Source organism: Sinomicrobium halophytocola, assembly GCF_052983395.1.
This window is the reverse complement of sequence record NZ_JBRKIT010000042.1, coordinates 185,067-201,280: the sequence shown is the minus strand read 5'-3', so window position 1 is coordinate 201,280 and position 16,214 is coordinate 185,067. Positions and strand designations below refer to the sequence as shown.

Here is a 16,214-nt window from a genome sequence, read left to right as displayed (position 1 = left end):
TACCGGGTATCGTTTTTCCATCCCGGCAGATTCCGGAATACAGGACCAGGTTTCGTTACGGGAACATTTTTGGTCATAGTGAGATTAGTAGGCAACATTCCTTGAACACATATAAAAAACTCTGACAAATAAAAAACCCGCTCCGGGACCGGAACGGGTTTTTCTCCAAATATCATTTTTTCTTTTACGATCTGCTACTCTACAGTAACCGACTTGGCCAGGTTACGTGGCTGATCCACATCACAACCCCGCATCACTGCAATATGATAGCTAAGCAGTTGCAACGGTATGGTGGTCAGAAGCGGGCTCAACGCCTCCGTAGTTTCCGGCACTTCTATAATATGATCTGCCAGTTCTCTTACCGTGGTATCTCCTTCCATAACTACAGCGATAATCTTCCCTTTTCTGGACTTTATTTCCTGGATATTGCTCACTACCTTATCATAGTGTCCGTTCTTTGTAGCAATGATCACTACGGGCATCTGTTCATCGATAAGGGCTATGGGTCCGTGTTTCATTTCCGCAGCCGGATAACCTTCGGCATGGATATAGGATATTTCTTTTAATTTCAACGCCCCTTCGAGGGCTACAGGGAAATTATAGCCTCTTCCCAGATAAAGACAGTTAGGCGCTTTTTCATAGAGGGAAGCTATATATTTCACATGGTCGTTAATTTTGAGACAACCCTCTACTTTTGCCGGAATAGCTTCCATTTCCGCCAGGTAACGCTGTAATTCCGTCCTGGATATGGCACCCTTGGCAGATGCCATTTTAAGAGCCATAAGGGTAAGCACGGTGATCTGCGTTGTAAACGCTTTGGTAGATGCCACGCCAATCTCCGGGCCGGCATGGGTGTAAGCCCCTGCATGAGCTTCTCGTGCGATGGATGATCCTACTACATTACACACCCCGAATACAAAGGCACCTTTTTCTTTAGCCAGCTTAATCGCCGCCAGGGTATCGGCCGTTTCCCCGGATTGCGATATAACAATCAGCACATCCCGCTCCGTAATTATCGGGTTGCGGTAACGGAATTCCGATGCGTATTCTACTTCTACGGGAACCCGGGCCAGGTCTTCAAAAATATATTCCGCCACCAGTCCGGCGTGCCATGACGTACCACAGGCCGCAATAAGTATCCTGTCCGCATTTAGAAACTTCTCCAGGTTGTCTTCCATTCCGGCCATCTTTATGATGCCCTCATCTACCCGAAGTCTTCCCCTGTAGGTATCTCTGATCGCCTGGGGCTGTTCGTAGATCTCCTTAAGCATAAAATGGTCGTATCCGCCTTTCTCTATCTGCTCCAGGTTCAACTGAAGCTCCTGAACATACGGATCTACCAGTGAATCGTCTTTTATTTTTCTTATTTTTATTTCCTTCCCTCTTCTCAAGATAGCCATCTCTTCATCTTCAAGGTAGATCGCGTTATTGGTATACTCAATAAAAGGAGAAGCGTCCGAAGCCACAAAAAACTCATCTTCGCCTACACCGATAGCCAACGGGCTACCGAGCTTGGCCACTACAATTTCATTGGGCTTGGTCTTGTCAAAAACCACTATGGCATATGCTCCATATACCTGGTTTAAAGCTATCTGCACAGCTTTACCAAGTTTCAGATCGTGATTTTTCTTTACGTCCTCTATCAGGTTTACGAGTACCTCTGTGTCCGTATCCGAAGTAAAAGTGTACCCTCTTTTGGTCAATTCCCGGCGAAGGGGTTCATAATTCTCAATAATTCCGTTGTGGATAATAACAAGGTCACCGGAATTGGAGTAATGCGGATGGGAATTGACATCATTGGGCTCTCCGTGGGTGGCCCACCGGGTATGCCCTATACCTAATGTTCCCTGCAGGGCGATCTCCGCTTTGGCCTTAGCTTCCAGATCTGCCACTTTACCTTTGGTTTTGGACAATTGAATCTTTGCACCGTCATACAATGCCACTCCCGCACTGTCATAGCCGCGATATTCCAATCGCTGAAGCCCTTTTACCACTACCGGGTAAGCTTCTCTGTGACCGATATATCCTACAATTCCACACATTCTGTTTGCTCTTTAGTTATTCCTGATTTGGGGTTTAGTTTATTCCACTTGCGTATAGAATATCTCCAGCTTCAGCCGCTTATCTTTATCCTCCTCTCCCACATTATTCCCGTACAGCACCGTACTCAAAGGTGTAACTACCGATGCTTCAGCAGCAATAAGTTCCGGATCTTCGCCATTTCCTTCGGCAGAAACCGTTCTCGTATTATTTATATTGGATGTCAGGGCAAGGCCGAGCCGGACATTCGTGGCATTATCATTCAGAATGCGGTCCACATGCTCCGTAAGCCTTATTTTATAACTAATCCCTTTATCGTCCTCTTTCTTCAGTATGCCTCCGTAGATCTGCCTGGACAATTCCTTATCCTGATTAACAGTATAATCCAGTTCTACATCAGCAACTATACTGTCATTATCCATATTGTAAACATATATTCTGGAGGGCTCCATAACTTCCGGATAAGCGTCCAGCTTCTCCCTGTCCACATAAAAAGTAAGGTTAGCTTCGTTGATGATCCATCCTTGCTTTTCATTAGCTTCCAAAACATCAGAACTTCCCTTAGGATCAAACAAGCGGAGCTCCGTCACTGTCCCCGCACCTCCTTTGAGATAAAGACGCGATGCATTGGCCCCGTTATCCAGCTGTTCGTCGATCTCTGCCGGATAAGCTTCACTGGTCATGGTATTTGCTACATTATTCCTCCTTGTTCTCGCCCCGGAGCTGGCATCTGTTGTAAAGGCACCCAGACTGAGGGTAAAAGAAGAATTCCCCTTTACAATTTCATTGTTATTTGCCGTATCTACCCTATCGTATTCGTATTCAACTTCTACATTCGCATTATTCCAGTCGAGGAGCATCAGCGCATCTTCCGAAAACCCGGAGGCTGAAAACCGAAGGCCTTTGATAAACTCCTTGAAGTTACTGTTGCTCATCAGCTCTGACGATCCTTCTTTATCAAGTATCTGCTGGAAATAAGACGGCTCGAGCTTTACTCTTATCCTGGGGCTAAGCCTGGTTTCCACTTCCTGGGATTCGTCCACATCGGGGGTATCCGGATCATCTTCTTTTAAAATCAGTTCTTCCAGGTTACTTATCTTCACTATACTATCGCGAAGCACCATGCCCGTATTGGAGGAAAAATCCTTATCTGAAAAATATTCCTGTTGTTCCAGGAATCCGCTGGACGGATCGAGATCGCGAAGGTAATAGGTCAACTCTTCGACCTTTAAACGGAACTCCGCGGTTTTACTTCCGTAGATGGAATCCAGGTCGTATTTCCGGGCGACCGGAGTCCCCGAATCGTTATTTTCGGTCTCTCCGTCCGCAACTTCTCCGAAAAAGGGAATGTTCAGGTACACTGTTGTTACGGTTTCATTTTCCGGTGTGGTCTCCGCATCGTTGTCATTGGCATATTCATCTTCCCTTTCCTGGGTACTCGCCCCAAAGACCGGCCGGGTATTGGTAAGGTACAACTGCGATACGATACTGGCTTCGGTCCTTCCGTATATAGGATCGTTATAAACCCCGAGCTGGTACAGGGGCATTCCGTTGGTCTGTACCCCGCTGAGTTTGCGGTTGTAAGCGTACACTTCAAATTCTGCCCGCTCCGTTTCAAAGTTTCCGTCACCTATAATATCCGTTCCTATCGTATTGACATCGTCACTACAAGAAGCGAAAAAAGCAATGCCGCCCAGGAGCAGTATTGCCTTGTATGACTGAAAGTTTACTTTCTTCATGCTGTCTTTAATTTTTTTTGGGCTGAAAACCGGCGACTGTCCCCTGCTTTCCGGCAGGCATTCTTTCCATCCTGTATGCGGTATTCACCCGGCATGGCAAAGAAAACCGTCACTCTGGTATCCACCCCGATTTAACCTAAAACCTTTGTTTCGTAAAATTGTTCGTAGGCATCTTCAAATTCGTAAATAGATACGTAGGGTAATACCGGTTTATCTGCACTTTTCAAATATTCTTCCAGGTCCGAAGGTATTTTTTCCGATGCAATGACCACCGCATCGGAATTATCTATAGCCACCTTGAGTATTCCTGAATAATCCGGGGTTTCCAATGCCCTGACATCATCTTCGGCAATACCGTCGAACTTCACTTTTTCCATCATCTGCTTATCTAACGTCCCTTCGAAATCTTTGTTGTACACCGATGTCACTATTTTACTATCGGCAAACAAGGGCTCATCGGCATAGTATTTCTTCAGGTATAGCGGGAGCATACTGGCCATCCAGCCGTGTACATGGATAATATCGGGAGACCAGTTTAGTTTTTTAACGGTCTCCACAACTCCTTTGGCAAAAAATATGGCTCGTTCGTCATTATCCGGAAAAAGGTTTCCGTCCTCATCGGAAAAGGTAGCCTTTCGCTTAAAATATTCTTCGTTATCTATGAAATATACCTGTATCCTTTCTTTGGGGATAGATGCCACTTTTATGATAAGAGGCATGTCCATATCGTTAATCACCAGGTTCATTCCGGAGAGGCGTATGACTTCATGAAGCTGGTGCCTTCTCTCGTTAATGTTTCCAAAGCGAGGCATAAAAATTCGTATTTGTCCGCCCCTGTCATTTACCATTCTCGGATTTTCATATGCCAGTGAAGATACTTCGTTCTCCGGCAAATAGGGTATCATTTCGGAGGCAACAAATAACACTTTTTTATCAGTCATAAATTCGTTTTGTTTACAATAAAACTTTTGTATAAGAAGCTGTTCAATTTTTCCGAAAAACTCCCAAAGCATGCAAAAATACAAAAAATATGCCTAACGCACTCATTTCGACTCTCTCTATTCCCTGTAAAATCATCATTTTAATCCCGGAATTTATTTCCGAAAGCGCGCTTCGGGAAGGGTGAACATGTGCTTCCCTCCCCTTATCTACAAGGTTTTAGGGGAATATCCGCACACAAATGCATTCAATTCCACGAAAATATATAGCTTTGCAGGCTGTTAATTCATTAACTCATGGTTATATTCCATAAAAGGGAGCTGTTGCACAGGGAGTTGCTTTCCCTAAAAAAGGAAGGAAAGACCATTGGTCTCGTCCCTACTATGGGAGCCCTGCACCAGGGACATTTGTCGCTGGCAGAAGAGGCTGCTGCCGAAAACAATGTTGTCGTAGTAAGCATTTTTGTGAACCCGACACAGTTTGACAACAAGGACGACCTTCATAAATATCCGAGAGACCTGGAGAAGGATGTGGACCTGCTTCATTCTGTACATCCGGGCATCCTGATCTTCGCCCCGGCCGTAGAAGAAGTTTATACCGATGATATCGCTTCTTCTTCTTTTGACTTTGACGGATTGGAATTCCAGATGGAAGGTAAATTCAGACAAGGCCATTTTGACGGGGTCGGCACCATCGTAAAACGCCTTTTTGAGATCGTGGAGCCGGACAATGCTTATTTTGGCGAAAAGGACTATCAACAGTTACAGATCATCCGGACCCTTGTAAAAAAATATCATCTGCCTGTAAAAGTTCACGGATGTCCCATAAAAAGAGAGGAGAACGGACTGGCCATGAGCTCACGTAACGAGCGCCTGTCGGACAAACAACGAAAAGAGGCCGGCTTTATATACGAAACCCTGCAGGCTGCCAGAGCAAAATTTGGCACGAAAAGTGTAAAGGAGATCAGGGAATGGGTGTCGGAAGAATTTAAGAAGCATCCTTCATTCCGGTTAGAATATATGGAAATCGCCAATGCGGAGACCTTGCGACCGGCAGAACAGAAAGAAACAAACCAGAAATACCGGGCTTTTATAGCAGCTTATGCCGGGGAAGTCCGCCTGATAGACAATATAGCACTAAATTGAATTCCGGAAACACGACACCGTACCGGTATAAAAAACAGCGACGGGAAAGGCTATCCGGCAATCCGCTTTAACATCTCTTAACACATAACTCCCAATTTATAATTACCTTTGCAACATGCAGATAGAAGTAGTAAAATCCAAGATACACAGGGTAACGGTCACCGGGGCCGAACTCAACTATATCGGCAGCATCACCGTAGACGAAGCACTGATGGAAGCCGCTAACATCATCGAAGGGGAAAAGGTGCAGATCGTCAACATCAATAACGGAGAGCGCCTGGAAACTTATGTTATCAAAGGAAACAGGGGCAGTGGAGAAATAACACTCAACGGCCCTGCAGCCCGAAAAGTCCAGAAAGGAGATATCATCATCATCATATCCTACGGTATCATGGATTTTGAAGAGGCCAAATCCTTTAAGCCATCTTTGGTTTTTCCCAATGAAAAAGACAATTCTCTCAAATAATAAGGGGACTGTTCATGGCTCTAATACCCTATGTAATCATTAATAACAGTATTTGCCCTTAAGGCAAACGTGCAGTGAAAAAGAAATTATCCAAGATCATTCAGATAGTACTCCCGCTTGCCCTGGGGTTATTCCTGATCTGGTATACCTATAACAAGTTCAGCCCGGAGCAGTTAAAACAACTGAAGGAAAATTTCCTGAAGGCCGATTACCTGTATATCTGGATATCCATGCTTTTCGGTGCCCTGAGCCACTTTTCCCGGGCATACCGCTGGAACTACCTGTTGGAACCCATGGGTTACCGGGCAAGACTTCCCAACAGCTTTATGGCGGTAAGCATAGGCTACCTGCTGAATTTTGCGATCCCCAGATCCGGGGAAGTTTCGCGGGCCCTCGTCATCAATAAATACGACAAGGTGCCTTTTGAAAAGGCCTTCGGTACTATTGTAGCTGAAAGGATTGCCGACCTCTTTATTTCCGTATGTATCCTGTTTGTCGCCCTGCTCCTCCAGTTTGATACGCTCTGGGGATTAATGGACACGCACAATATCAATGCCCAAAAACTGGCTATCCTGGGCGTTGCGGGCATAGCAATGGCATTGCTGTTCTGGATTTACCTCAGGCGCACGAGATCCGCTTTGGGTCAGAAGATCAGAAAATTCATAAGCGGGCTTAAAGAAGGCGTACTCAGTATACTATCCATGAAAAAGAAGTGGGCATTTATCACTCATACCGTTTTTATCTGGACGATGTATGTTCTCATGTTTTACATTTGCATTTTCGCCTTTCCGGAAACACAAACCATAACGTTTTCGCAGACACTTTCCCTTTTCGTAGTGGGTTCTTTCACTATTGCTTTTACAAACGGTGGTTTCGGCACTTACCCCTTTCTCATCGCAGAGGCAATTTTACTGTATGGTGTAGACTATACCGTAGGCACTTCGTTCGGATGGATCGTATGGCTGTCCCAAACCGCGGTCATCGCAATTCTGGGAGTCACCTCCTTTCTTTTCCTCCCGGTATACAATAAGAACAATTAGGCGGCAGTCTCAAAATCTTTTTCGTTAAAAAAGTTGTTCGCGATTTGAGATTATTCCAATAATCACTATCTTGCCCTATCAACCAAACCCCCTATATACAAGTTAATTAAGGGCATAAATGAAGAAATTCGGCCTGCTCATACCCCGAAAAAATTGTATATCAAACCAAATAATACACCTGCTGACGTATGAAATCCCTGTGCTACACTCTGCTTGGACTTTTCTCACTAGTCAATGTACACTCCCAGATCAAACAAATTCCGTTTGATTCCGAATACCTGGAAGAGACAAGAAACATCCGGTTATACATCCCGGAAAATTATTCCGACGACCGGCCCTATCCCCTGATCCTTGTACTGGATGCCGATCACCTTTTTGACCTGGTTGTGTCAAATGCCAAATTTTATGCCGCAAACGGGCAAATGCCGGAAAGCATCATTATAGGGATTGACCAGGAAGGACAATCGGAAGCAGATTGCATTTACGATACGGAAAGCGGTTTCCCCGCAGGTAAAGGGGCCGATTTCTTTGAGTTTATAGGTATGGAACTGCTGCCTTCTGTTGCAGACAAGTACAACCTGGCTAATTTTAAGATGATCGTCGGGCATCTTTTCACAGGTAACTTTATAAACTATTACATTTTTAAAGAAAATCCCCTCTTTGACGCTTATATTGACATTCATCCGGAGTTTGCTCCTAAACTCGAAAACCGACTGGCAGAACGGTTGCCTGCCATGAATACCACAAAATTCTATTACCTTGCCGCAGGGGAAGACGGGGACAAAAACCAGGTTCAGCGTATCCACAACCTGAATACTTCGATGAAAAATGTAAAGAACGACCACTTGTTCTATTTTTTCGACAGTTTTGAGAATACGGACGGATACGCGGCCGCTTCCAGTGCTATCCCCAGGGCGCTCAACCACATTTTCGCCGTATACAGACCCATCACTCCATCTGAGTACAAAAACAGTATCCTCGCTTCGGACTCGCCTGTTTTTGAATATCTCGATAAAAAATATCAGAGAGCGGAGGACTTGTTCGGCTTCCGAAAGCCGATAAGCCTCAATGACATTATGGCCATTTACGCGGGCTGCCTGAAAAAAGATGACATGGCTTCACTGGAACAACTCAGTAAACTGGCAAAAAAGGAATTTCCGGAAACCATGCTCGGCTATTACCTGGAAGCGGAATATTTCGAAAAAACAGGCGATCTGAAAAAGGCTACGAGGACGTACAAAAAAGCTTTCGGAATGAAAGAGATCGATTTTATCCATAAAGATCTTATTATGGAAAAGATTGAAGCCATCAATGACTAGGGCAAACGCATTATACACAGAGCATCTGAAAAGGTGAGAAGGTGAGAATGCGACCATGAGGTAAAGGAGCTTTGGGAATGAGAGGATAGGGATTATAAGGATGACCGGGAGACCGGGAGACCGGTGGCTTCGATACATTCCGGCGGAGCCGGAACACTCAGCCACCTACGCTCTATGCTGCAACCTGGAACCTGCAACTTGGAACTATTTATAATTTTATGATGTGTTTGCCCTGCATCAATTACTAAAACCGTAGTCGATCCGAAAATAATGCCTATTTTAGACCGGGAAAAACATCTTATCCGAACCCTGAAAATATGGCTAAAGTTAAAACCTCCTATTTTTGTCAGAACTGTGGCGCCCAGTATGCCAAGTGGCAGGGTCAATGCACTTCGTGCAGGGAATGGAACACCATTGTAGAGGAGGTCATCCAGAAAGAAGAAAAGAGTTCCTGGAAGCAGGGGACCACAATTTCCGGCAGCAAAAGGGCTTCCAAACCTCTCAGGATAAACGAAATAATCCGGTCTGAAGAGAACCGCCTGTCTTCAGGAGATAACGAATTCAACCGGGTACTTGGCGGAGGCATCGTACCGGGCTCCGTGATCCTTCTCGGGGGCGAACCTGGGATCGGAAAAAGTACGTTGCTCCTGCAGATTGCACTGCAACTCCCCTATAAAACCCTGTATGTTTCCGGGGAAGAGAGCCCGTCGCAGATAAAAATGCGTGCAGAACGCATTAACCCGAACAGCGAGAATTGCTATATACTCACGGAAACCAAAACCCAGAACATCTTTAAACAAATAGAGGGTACATCCCCCGATATTCTTGTTATTGATTCCATACAAACCCTTCATTCCGATTATATAGAGTCTTCCGCGGGCAGTATATCCCAGATCCGGGAATGTACGGCAGAACTCATCAAATTTGCCAAAGAAACGGATACCCCTGTTATTCTTATAGGACACATCACCAAAGAAGGGAATATCGCAGGGCCGAAAATACTAGAGCACATGGTAGACACTGTCCTGCAGTTCGAAGGGGACAGGAATTATGTATACCGTATACTCCGGGCTTTAAAAAACCGGTTCGGGTCTACGGCGGAACTGGGTATCTACGAGATGCTCGGGAACGGTCTGCGGGAAGTGGCCAACCCTTCGGAAATACTGATCTCACGAAGTGAAGAATCATTGAGCGGCACAGCTATTGCAGCCACCCTGGAAGGCATACGCCCGTTGATGATAGAAATACAGGCATTGGTGAGCACCGCGGTTTACGGCACACCTCAGCGAAGTACTACAGGTTATAACGTAAAACGCCTGAATATGCTACTGGCAGTCCTGGAAAAAAGGGCGGGATTCCGCCTCGGAGCAAAAGATGTTTTCCTGAATATTACCGGGGGGATTTCCGTAGATGACCCGGCCATAGACCTGGCTGTTGTGGCAGCCATACTCTCCAGTAACGAGGATATTGCTATTCCCAAAGATGTTTGCTTTGCCGCGGAAATAGGACTTGCCGGCGAAGTACGGCCGGTACAACGGGTAGACCAGCGTATCCTGGAAGCGGAAAAACTCGGGTTTTCCACGATTTTCGTATCCAAACAAAATAAGGTAACGGTAAAAAACAGCGGGATACGGGTCGCCCTGGTATCCCGGATAGAAGATGTTATCGCCGATCTGTTCGGATAACGTTCACAGAAGCACACGGCCGTACACTCTTATAATGTCATTTCGGGGATGTCGCCTTCTATAACCAACCGGCCTTCAGTTGCCTGTTTTATCTCTTCCACCGAGACACCGGGGGCGCGTTCCAGCAATTTAAATCCTTCACCGGTAACTTCCAGTACCGCCAGATTAGTGACGATCTTTTTCACGCAGTTCACCCCCGTAAGCGGCAATGTACATTTTTTGAGCAATTTGGATTCCCCGGCTTTATTGGTATGCATCATGGCTACAATAATATTTTCTGCCGAAGCTACAAGGTCCATCGCTCCTCCCATTCCTTTCACCATCTTTCCGGGGATCTTCCAGTTGGCTATATCCCCGTTATCGGCAACCTCCATTGCGCCCAGGATCGTAAGATGCACATGTTGTCCGCGTATCATGGCAAAACTCAGGGACGAGTCAAAAAAAGATGCCCCGGGCAGTGTGGTAATGGTCTGCTTTCCGGCATTTATGATATCCGCATCTTCATTTCCTTCATACGGAAAAGGTCCCATCCCCAGAACACCGTTTTCACTTTGAAATTCCACATCTATCCCGTCCGGAACATAGTTGGCTACCAACGTAGGGATACCGATACCGAGATTTACGTAATATCCGTCTTTTACTTCTTTTGCTATTCGCTTTGCAATGCCGTCTTTATCTAACATAACTGGATGATTGAAATTTACTCACTAAGCGAGATTTGAAATGCTCCGCCGCCTGCCTACTGTCAGGAAGGCTTGAGCCGAAATGCTTTTATCGTTTTTCATCTGATGCCCGGGGTAATTGACGAGTTACCTTTTCCGAACGGTTCGTTGCTCAATTCTTTTTTCGTAGTTATTCCCCTGGAAGATACGCTGTACAAAAATTCCGGGGATATGTATCCGGTTCGGATCCAGCTCCCCTACGGGCACAAGCTCTTCGACTTCAGCTATTGTGATCCCGGCCGCCCCGCACATACAGGGATTAAAATTTCTTGCGGTCCCTTTGAAGATCAGGTTTCCCGCCTCGTCTCCCTTCCACGCTTTTACTATGGCAAAATCTGCCCGGAAAGCCTCTTCCATGACATACATCTTCCCGTCAAATTCACGGGTTTCTTTTCCTTCGGCGACTTCGGTACCATATCCGGCAGGAGTGTAAAAAGCGGGTATCCCGGCCTGCGCCGCGCGGCATTTTTCCGCCAGGGTACCCTGCGGGGTCAACTCTACTTCGAGTTCTCCACTGAGCATTTGCCTCTCGAACTCATCGTTCTCGCCCACATATGACGATATCATTTTTTTGATCTGACGTTTCCGGAGCAAGAGGCCGAGACCAAAATCATCTACCCCGGCATTATTGGATATACAGGTAATATCCTTAACACCGAGGCGAACAAGTTCTGCTATACTGTTTTCGGGAATTCCGCACAAACCAAAACCTCCCAGCATAAAAGTCATCCCGTCCCGGACTCCCTGCAGGGCTTCGGTAACTGAAGCCACCCTCTTGTTTATCATTTCGTAATTTTTACCGGAAAAATACGAATTATTCAACAAAAAAGACAGCTGAAGCGGCTTATATTTTAAATATATGAAAAATAGTCTCTAAAAGTCTATTTCTTCAAAATTCAGTTCTTCAGGAGTTTCATTTTCCCCGACTTTAGAGCAATCCATCTCTATGGAAAGGTTTTCGGGTCTCCTGAAATCTTCTTTGGAAATGTCGAGTTCTTTATCTTCATAACACTTTCTCATATACAATCCCCAGATCGGCAATGCCATACTGGCACCCTGCCCGTAGGCGATCCCTTTAAAGTGTATAGCCCGGTCTTCTCCGCCTACCCATACCCCAGTAACCAGGTTGGGGACCATACCCATGAACCATCCGTCACTCTGGTTTTGAGTAGTACCGGTTTTACCGGCAATGGGATTGGTAAATTCATACGGATAACCGGTAATTATCTCCTTATACAAAGCATTATTCACCGCCCATTTGTTTCGCAGCCGTGCCCCGGAACCGGATTCGGTCACCCCCTCCATGAGCTTTACGGTAGTGTAGGCTACCTCTTCACTTATCACATCCCTGGTCTCCGGAACAGATTCGAACAATACGGTGCCGTTCTTATCCTCAATACGGGTTATCATCACAGGCTTCACATACACTCCCTGGTTGGCAAATGTACTGTAAGCCCCAACCATTTCATATACGGTAAAATCCGGTGTACCCAATGCAATGGAAGGTACCGGCGGAATATCGGACTCAATACCCAGACTTCGCACCAGTTGCGTTACCGGAACCGGGCCTACTTTATCTATCAGGGTAGCCGTAATCGTATTTACCGAATTGGCCAGCGCTGCTTTAAGCGTCAGCATTTTTCCGGTATATTTTCCATTGGAATTTTTAGGGCACCAGGGAGCTATATTTCCATACTTATTGGCCTCGATACAGTGCTGTACATCGGGCAACCTGTCACAAGGAGACATGTGCAACTGGTCTATAGCGGTAGCATAGACAAACGGTTTGAATGTAGAGCCCGACTGCCGGGCCCCCTGTTTCACCTGGTCGTACTGAAAATGTTTGTAGTTTATACCACCTACCCAGGCCCTTACATGACCGGTTTGCGGCTCCATGGACATCATTCCGGTCCGAAGGAAGAATTTATAGTAGCGGATGGAATCCATCGGTGTCATGATCGTATCCTTTTCACCGTCCCATGCAAATACACTCATTTCCGCTTTTTCTTTGAACGATGCCCTGATCTCCTTTTCGGATTTTCCCAGGTCATATTTCATTTTACGCCAGCGTTCCGACTGTTTCATGGCGCGCTCCATAGCGGCATCTATCTCTTCGCTACTCACCCCCAGGAAAGGAGCTGTTTTATTCCTTTCCGGTGTATTCTGGTTAAAAAACTCCGCCTGTAGTTTTTTCATATGTTCGGAAACCGCTTCCTCCGCGTATTTCTGCATCCGGGAATCTATGGTGGTGTATACCTTTAATCCGTCCAGGAATATATTGTATTTATCCCCATCGGGTTTGCGATTCTCGGGGTCGTTGGTCCAGTCTTTAAGGAAGCCCTGGAGGTACATCCTGAAGTAGGTGGCCAGGCCTTCCCTGTGGCTTTCCTCAGAAAAATTGAGTTTTAAGGGAAGTTGTTGCAGTGAATCTTTTGCTTCTGCCGTTATAAAATCATTCTTTTCCATCTGCCGCAGCACTACATTACGCCTTTGCTGTGTTAACTCCGACCGCCTGACGGGATTATAAAGGGACGAATTCTTTAACATCCCAACCAGCATGGCTGCTTCTTCCGCTTTAAGATCATGCGGTTCTTTACCAAAATAAATCCTGGATGCAGACCGGATACCATCCGCACGATAGCCAAAATCATAAATATTGAGATACATACTTATGATCTCTTCTTTAGTATATTGTCTTTCCAAACGTACCGCTATTACCCATTCCTTTATTTTCTGAAGGACACGGGCAACAATATTATTAGAAACCCTTTCGGTAAACAACTGCTTTGCCAGCTGCTGTGTTATAGTACTGGCACCTCCTCTTTTACCTAAAAAAACCATTGCTCTTAGCGTCCCCTGCGCATCGATTCCGGAGTGTTGATAAAAGCGTTCATCCTCGGTAGCCACCAGTGCTTTAACCAGGTGATCCGGCAATTCGTCAAAAGAGACGGGGGTCCTGTTATCGTTCAGGTAGTATTTACCGAGTGTTTTCCCGTCGGAAGAAATAATTTCGGTAGCAAGATTGGTCTGCGGGTTTTCGAGAACCTCAAAAGTCGGCATTGTACCAAACGCCCCCCAGGAAGCCAGTAAAAATAACAATATCACGAGGAGAGCACCCCCGAAAAACAATCCCCAAAACCACTTTAAATATTTACCGAAGCCCTGTTTCTTCTCTTTCTTGGCAGGCGTTTTTCCCATTTTATTCTATTATTGGATTTATGAGTATCCGGAGACAAAAGGCTGTCCACCGGTAAACTCATTAACTGTTACTCTATATTTGATTTTTCGATCTGCAAACCAATATCAGTGATCCCCTCCAGCTCTCCTATACCTTCCTCTTCACCCATTTTTCGCATAGCGTGTTCTATGGCAACGGTATATTCACCGGAAATCGGAAAAACAACATTTTCCTTATACCAGAGCTTACTTTCTTTCAGGTCGGTAAAGCCTTCGCCCAACCATTGCCCGTCCGGTTTTGCCATCTCGTATTCCAGGGTATCCGCAATCACCTTGCCATCCGGAAAATTGAGCTTAACAATAAGAAAAAGATTACTGAACGGATAATTATTATCGTTCCGCAGGTTAATAAACATGTTATGGGGCTGTATGGTATCGGGGGGTTCGAAGGTAAAATCCACGCTTTCCTCTTTGTCCCAGGGATGATTCAGTGCCTGATAGTCGGAATAGGCACTGTCCGAATCACAGGATAGCAATAGTATACTTCCCATCCAAAAAAACAATCTGAAGATCTTACCCATTTTATAGTTAACGGTTTTCTGTTGCGATAGTATTCGCCCCTTCAGGGGGTTTGTAAAAGATAAAAACCGCAGTCATTCATTTCTCGTTATTCTTTTTTCCTGGCGGTCTTTTTATTGCTTCTTTTTTTCCGGTTCTTACTCTTGCGTTTCTTTTTAGGTTCGTCGAACCTGGACAAGCTGTCTTGTCCTACAACGTTTTCAAACTCCCGTTTAGTATTTTCTTCGGCAATTTCCGAAGCATATTCTTCGAGACTTTCCACCTTAAGATCATTCTGGTTTTTATCGATGATCTCCTGTACCTGATCCAGTATAAGTTTATGCCAGTTGGCGCTGTTTTCTTCGTAGGCATACCAGAGAAAACCTTTGAAGATGTCGATTTTCTGGCATACCGCCCTTCCTTTCAGGGTATTCAGTTTTACATCTGCTTTGGGAAATTCCTGCAGCGCATCGAGATAGGCATCGAGTTCGTAATTGAGACAGCACTTCAGTTTGCCACACTGTCCGGCAAGTTTCTGGGGATTAAGGGATAGTTGCTGGTATCTGGCCGAAGAAGTATTAACCGAACGAAAGTCTGTCAACCAGGTAGAGCAGCACAGCTCCCTTCCGCACGATCCGATGCCGCCAAGACGGGACGCTTCCTGACGAAAGCCAATCTGCCGCATCTCAATCCGCACGTTAAACGCCCTGGCCATATCTTTAATAAGCTGCCTGAAATCCACACGCTCTTCTGCCGTGTAGTAAAAAGTAGCTTTGGAACCATCGCCCTGGTATTCGATATCGGAAATTTTCATCTGAAGGTTCAGCGCTATTGCCAGTTCTCTCGACCTTTTCTTTACCTCTTCTTCCTTGTTCCTTACACCGGTCCATACATCAATATCCCGTTGCGAGGCTTTCCTGTATATTTTAGGGAGTGCAGGGTCTTCCCAGTCTGTTTTTTTCTTTTTCATCTGCACCCTTACCAGTTCTCCGGTTAGGGTTACAATCCCCACATCATGCCCCGAAACTGCTTCGGTAGCCACCACATCTCCGATAGAGAGCGGAAGATTTTCACTATTCCGGAAAAACTCTTTCCTGCTATTTTTAAAACGGACTTCCACACAGTCAAAAGATTGTTGACCCGAAGGAAGTGACATATTGGAAAGCCAATCAAAAACAGTAAGTTTATTACAACCATCGGTCCCGCATGTACCATTGTTTTTACATCCCCGTGGCTGTCCATCCTTACCGGTTGAACAACTGCTACATCCCATATTTCCTCTATATTGTAACTGCGTCTTTCCGGTCAAAACCATAGAAAGAAGCAGAAAAGGTTCATAATTAATTGTTGTACAGTAAAGCACATTCGCGCCTTACAGCATGTA

13 protein-coding genes are annotated in these 16,214 nt (G+C 45.6%); 5 read left to right on the top strand and 8 right to left on the bottom strand.

What is annotated here, in order from left to right; genetic code table 11:
• Window positions 1–194 precede the first annotated feature (194 nt).
• From glmS to ACVBDY_RS19215, 3 genes are all read right to left on the bottom strand, one after another.
• Window positions 195–2,042, bottom strand: a complete 1,848-nt coding sequence (gene glmS, locus ACVBDY_RS19225; RefSeq protein WP_447177089.1) for a glutamine--fructose-6-phosphate transaminase (isomerizing) — start codon at window positions 2,040–2,042, stop codon at window positions 195–197.
• Window positions 2,043–2,081: 39 nt separating this feature from the next.
• The gene (gene bamH, locus ACVBDY_RS19220; protein ID WP_447177088.1) at window positions 2,082–3,779 is read right to left on the bottom strand and encodes a BamH family beta-barrel-assembly machinery protein; all 1,698 of its coding nucleotides are present in this window, start codon (window positions 3,777–3,779) and stop codon (window positions 2,082–2,084) included.
• A 131-nt stretch (window positions 3,780–3,910) separates the two neighbouring features.
• Window positions 3,911–4,720: a glycogen/starch synthase gene (locus tag ACVBDY_RS19215; RefSeq protein ID WP_447177087.1), complete on the bottom strand. Its 810-nt coding sequence runs from the start codon at window positions 4,718–4,720 to the stop codon at window positions 3,911–3,913.
• A gap of 294 nt (window positions 4,721–5,014) precedes the next feature.
• Here ACVBDY_RS19215 and panC point away from each other — a divergent pair, with 294 nt between their 5' ends.
• The 5 genes from panC (at window position 5,015) to radA (ending at window position 10,373) form a co-directional block, all read left to right on the top strand.
• A complete protein-coding gene (gene panC, locus ACVBDY_RS19210) occupies window positions 5,015–5,863 on the top strand; it encodes a pantoate--beta-alanine ligase (RefSeq protein ID WP_447177086.1) in 849 nt (282 codons plus the stop codon).
• A 115-nt stretch (window positions 5,864–5,978) separates the two neighbouring features.
• Complete coding sequence (panD, locus tag ACVBDY_RS19205; protein WP_447177085.1) at window positions 5,979–6,329, top strand: aspartate 1-decarboxylase; 351 nt, start codon at window positions 5,979–5,981, stop codon at window positions 6,327–6,329.
• A gap of 74 nt (window positions 6,330–6,403) precedes the next feature.
• Window positions 6,404–7,369, top strand: coding sequence for a lysylphosphatidylglycerol synthase transmembrane domain-containing protein (locus tag ACVBDY_RS19200; protein ID WP_447177084.1), 966 nt, complete (start codon window positions 6,404–6,406; stop codon window positions 7,367–7,369).
• A gap of 188 nt (window positions 7,370–7,557) precedes the next feature.
• A complete protein-coding gene (locus tag ACVBDY_RS19195; RefSeq protein ID WP_447177083.1) occupies window positions 7,558–8,688 on the top strand; it encodes an alpha/beta hydrolase in 1,131 nt (376 codons plus the stop codon).
• Window positions 8,689–9,005: 317 nt separating this feature from the next.
• The gene (gene radA / locus ACVBDY_RS19190; protein WP_447177082.1) at window positions 9,006–10,373 is read left to right on the top strand and encodes a DNA repair protein RadA; all 1,368 of its coding nucleotides are present in this window, start codon (window positions 9,006–9,008) and stop codon (window positions 10,371–10,373) included.
• Window positions 10,374–10,402: 29 nt separating this feature from the next.
• Here the strand turns inward: radA and ACVBDY_RS19185 are convergent, their stop codons facing one another.
• From ACVBDY_RS19185 to ACVBDY_RS19165, 5 genes are all read right to left on the bottom strand, one after another.
• The gene (locus ACVBDY_RS19185) at window positions 10,403–11,056 is read right to left on the bottom strand and encodes a CoA transferase subunit B (protein ID WP_447177081.1); all 654 of its coding nucleotides are present in this window, start codon (window positions 11,054–11,056) and stop codon (window positions 10,403–10,405) included.
• 126 nt (window positions 11,057–11,182) lie between these two features.
• Window positions 11,183–11,881, bottom strand: a complete 699-nt coding sequence (locus ACVBDY_RS19180) for a CoA transferase subunit A (protein ID WP_447177080.1) — start codon at window positions 11,879–11,881, stop codon at window positions 11,183–11,185.
• Window positions 11,882–11,968: 87 nt separating this feature from the next.
• Entirely contained in the window at window positions 11,969–14,293 is a 2,325-nt protein-coding gene (locus ACVBDY_RS19175; protein WP_447177079.1) for a penicillin-binding protein 1A, read from the bottom strand.
• Between the two features lie 68 nt (window positions 14,294–14,361).
• Window positions 14,362–14,853 (bottom strand): gliding motility lipoprotein GldH, encoded by a 492-nt coding sequence (locus ACVBDY_RS19170; protein ID WP_447177078.1) that lies wholly within the window; start codon window positions 14,851–14,853, stop codon window positions 14,362–14,364.
• A gap of 86 nt (window positions 14,854–14,939) precedes the next feature.
• The gene (locus ACVBDY_RS19165) at window positions 14,940–16,103 is read right to left on the bottom strand and encodes a PSP1 domain-containing protein (protein WP_447177077.1); all 1,164 of its coding nucleotides are present in this window, start codon (window positions 16,101–16,103) and stop codon (window positions 14,940–14,942) included.
• Window positions 16,104–16,214: the final 111 nt, after the last annotated feature.

Bases quoted from the DNA above. Each gene is read 5' to 3' on its own strand.
- glmS (WP_447177089.1), bottom strand. From the start codon at position 2,042: ATGTGTGGAATTGTAGGATATATCGGTCACAGAGAAGCTTACCCGGTA.
- bamH (WP_447177088.1), bottom strand. From the start codon at position 3,779: ATGAAGAAAGTAAACTTTCAGTCATACAAGGCAATACTGCTCCTGGGC.
- ACVBDY_RS19215 (WP_447177087.1), bottom strand. From the start codon at position 4,720: ATGACTGATAAAAAAGTGTTATTTGTTGCCTCCGAAATGATACCCTAT.
- panC (WP_447177086.1), top strand. From the start codon at position 5,015: ATGGTTATATTCCATAAAAGGGAGCTGTTGCACAGGGAGTTGCTTTCC.
- panD (WP_447177085.1), top strand. From the start codon at position 5,979: ATGCAGATAGAAGTAGTAAAATCCAAGATACACAGGGTAACGGTCACC.
- ACVBDY_RS19195 (WP_447177083.1), top strand. From the start codon at position 7,558: ATGAAATCCCTGTGCTACACTCTGCTTGGACTTTTCTCACTAGTCAAT.
- radA (WP_447177082.1), top strand. From the start codon at position 9,006: ATGGCTAAAGTTAAAACCTCCTATTTTTGTCAGAACTGTGGCGCCCAG.
- ACVBDY_RS19185 (WP_447177081.1), bottom strand. From the start codon at position 11,056: ATGTTAGATAAAGACGGCATTGCAAAGCGAATAGCAAAAGAAGTAAAA.
- ACVBDY_RS19180 (WP_447177080.1), bottom strand. From the start codon at position 11,881: ATGATAAACAAGAGGGTGGCTTCAGTTACCGAAGCCCTGCAGGGAGTC.
- ACVBDY_RS19175 (WP_447177079.1), bottom strand. From the start codon at position 14,293: ATGGGAAAAACGCCTGCCAAGAAAGAGAAGAAACAGGGCTTCGGTAAA.
- ACVBDY_RS19170 (WP_447177078.1), bottom strand. From the start codon at position 14,853: ATGGGTAAGATCTTCAGATTGTTTTTTTGGATGGGAAGTATACTATTG.
- ACVBDY_RS19165 (WP_447177077.1), bottom strand. From the start codon at position 16,103: ATGGGATGTAGCAGTTGTTCAACCGGTAAGGATGGACAGCCACGGGGA.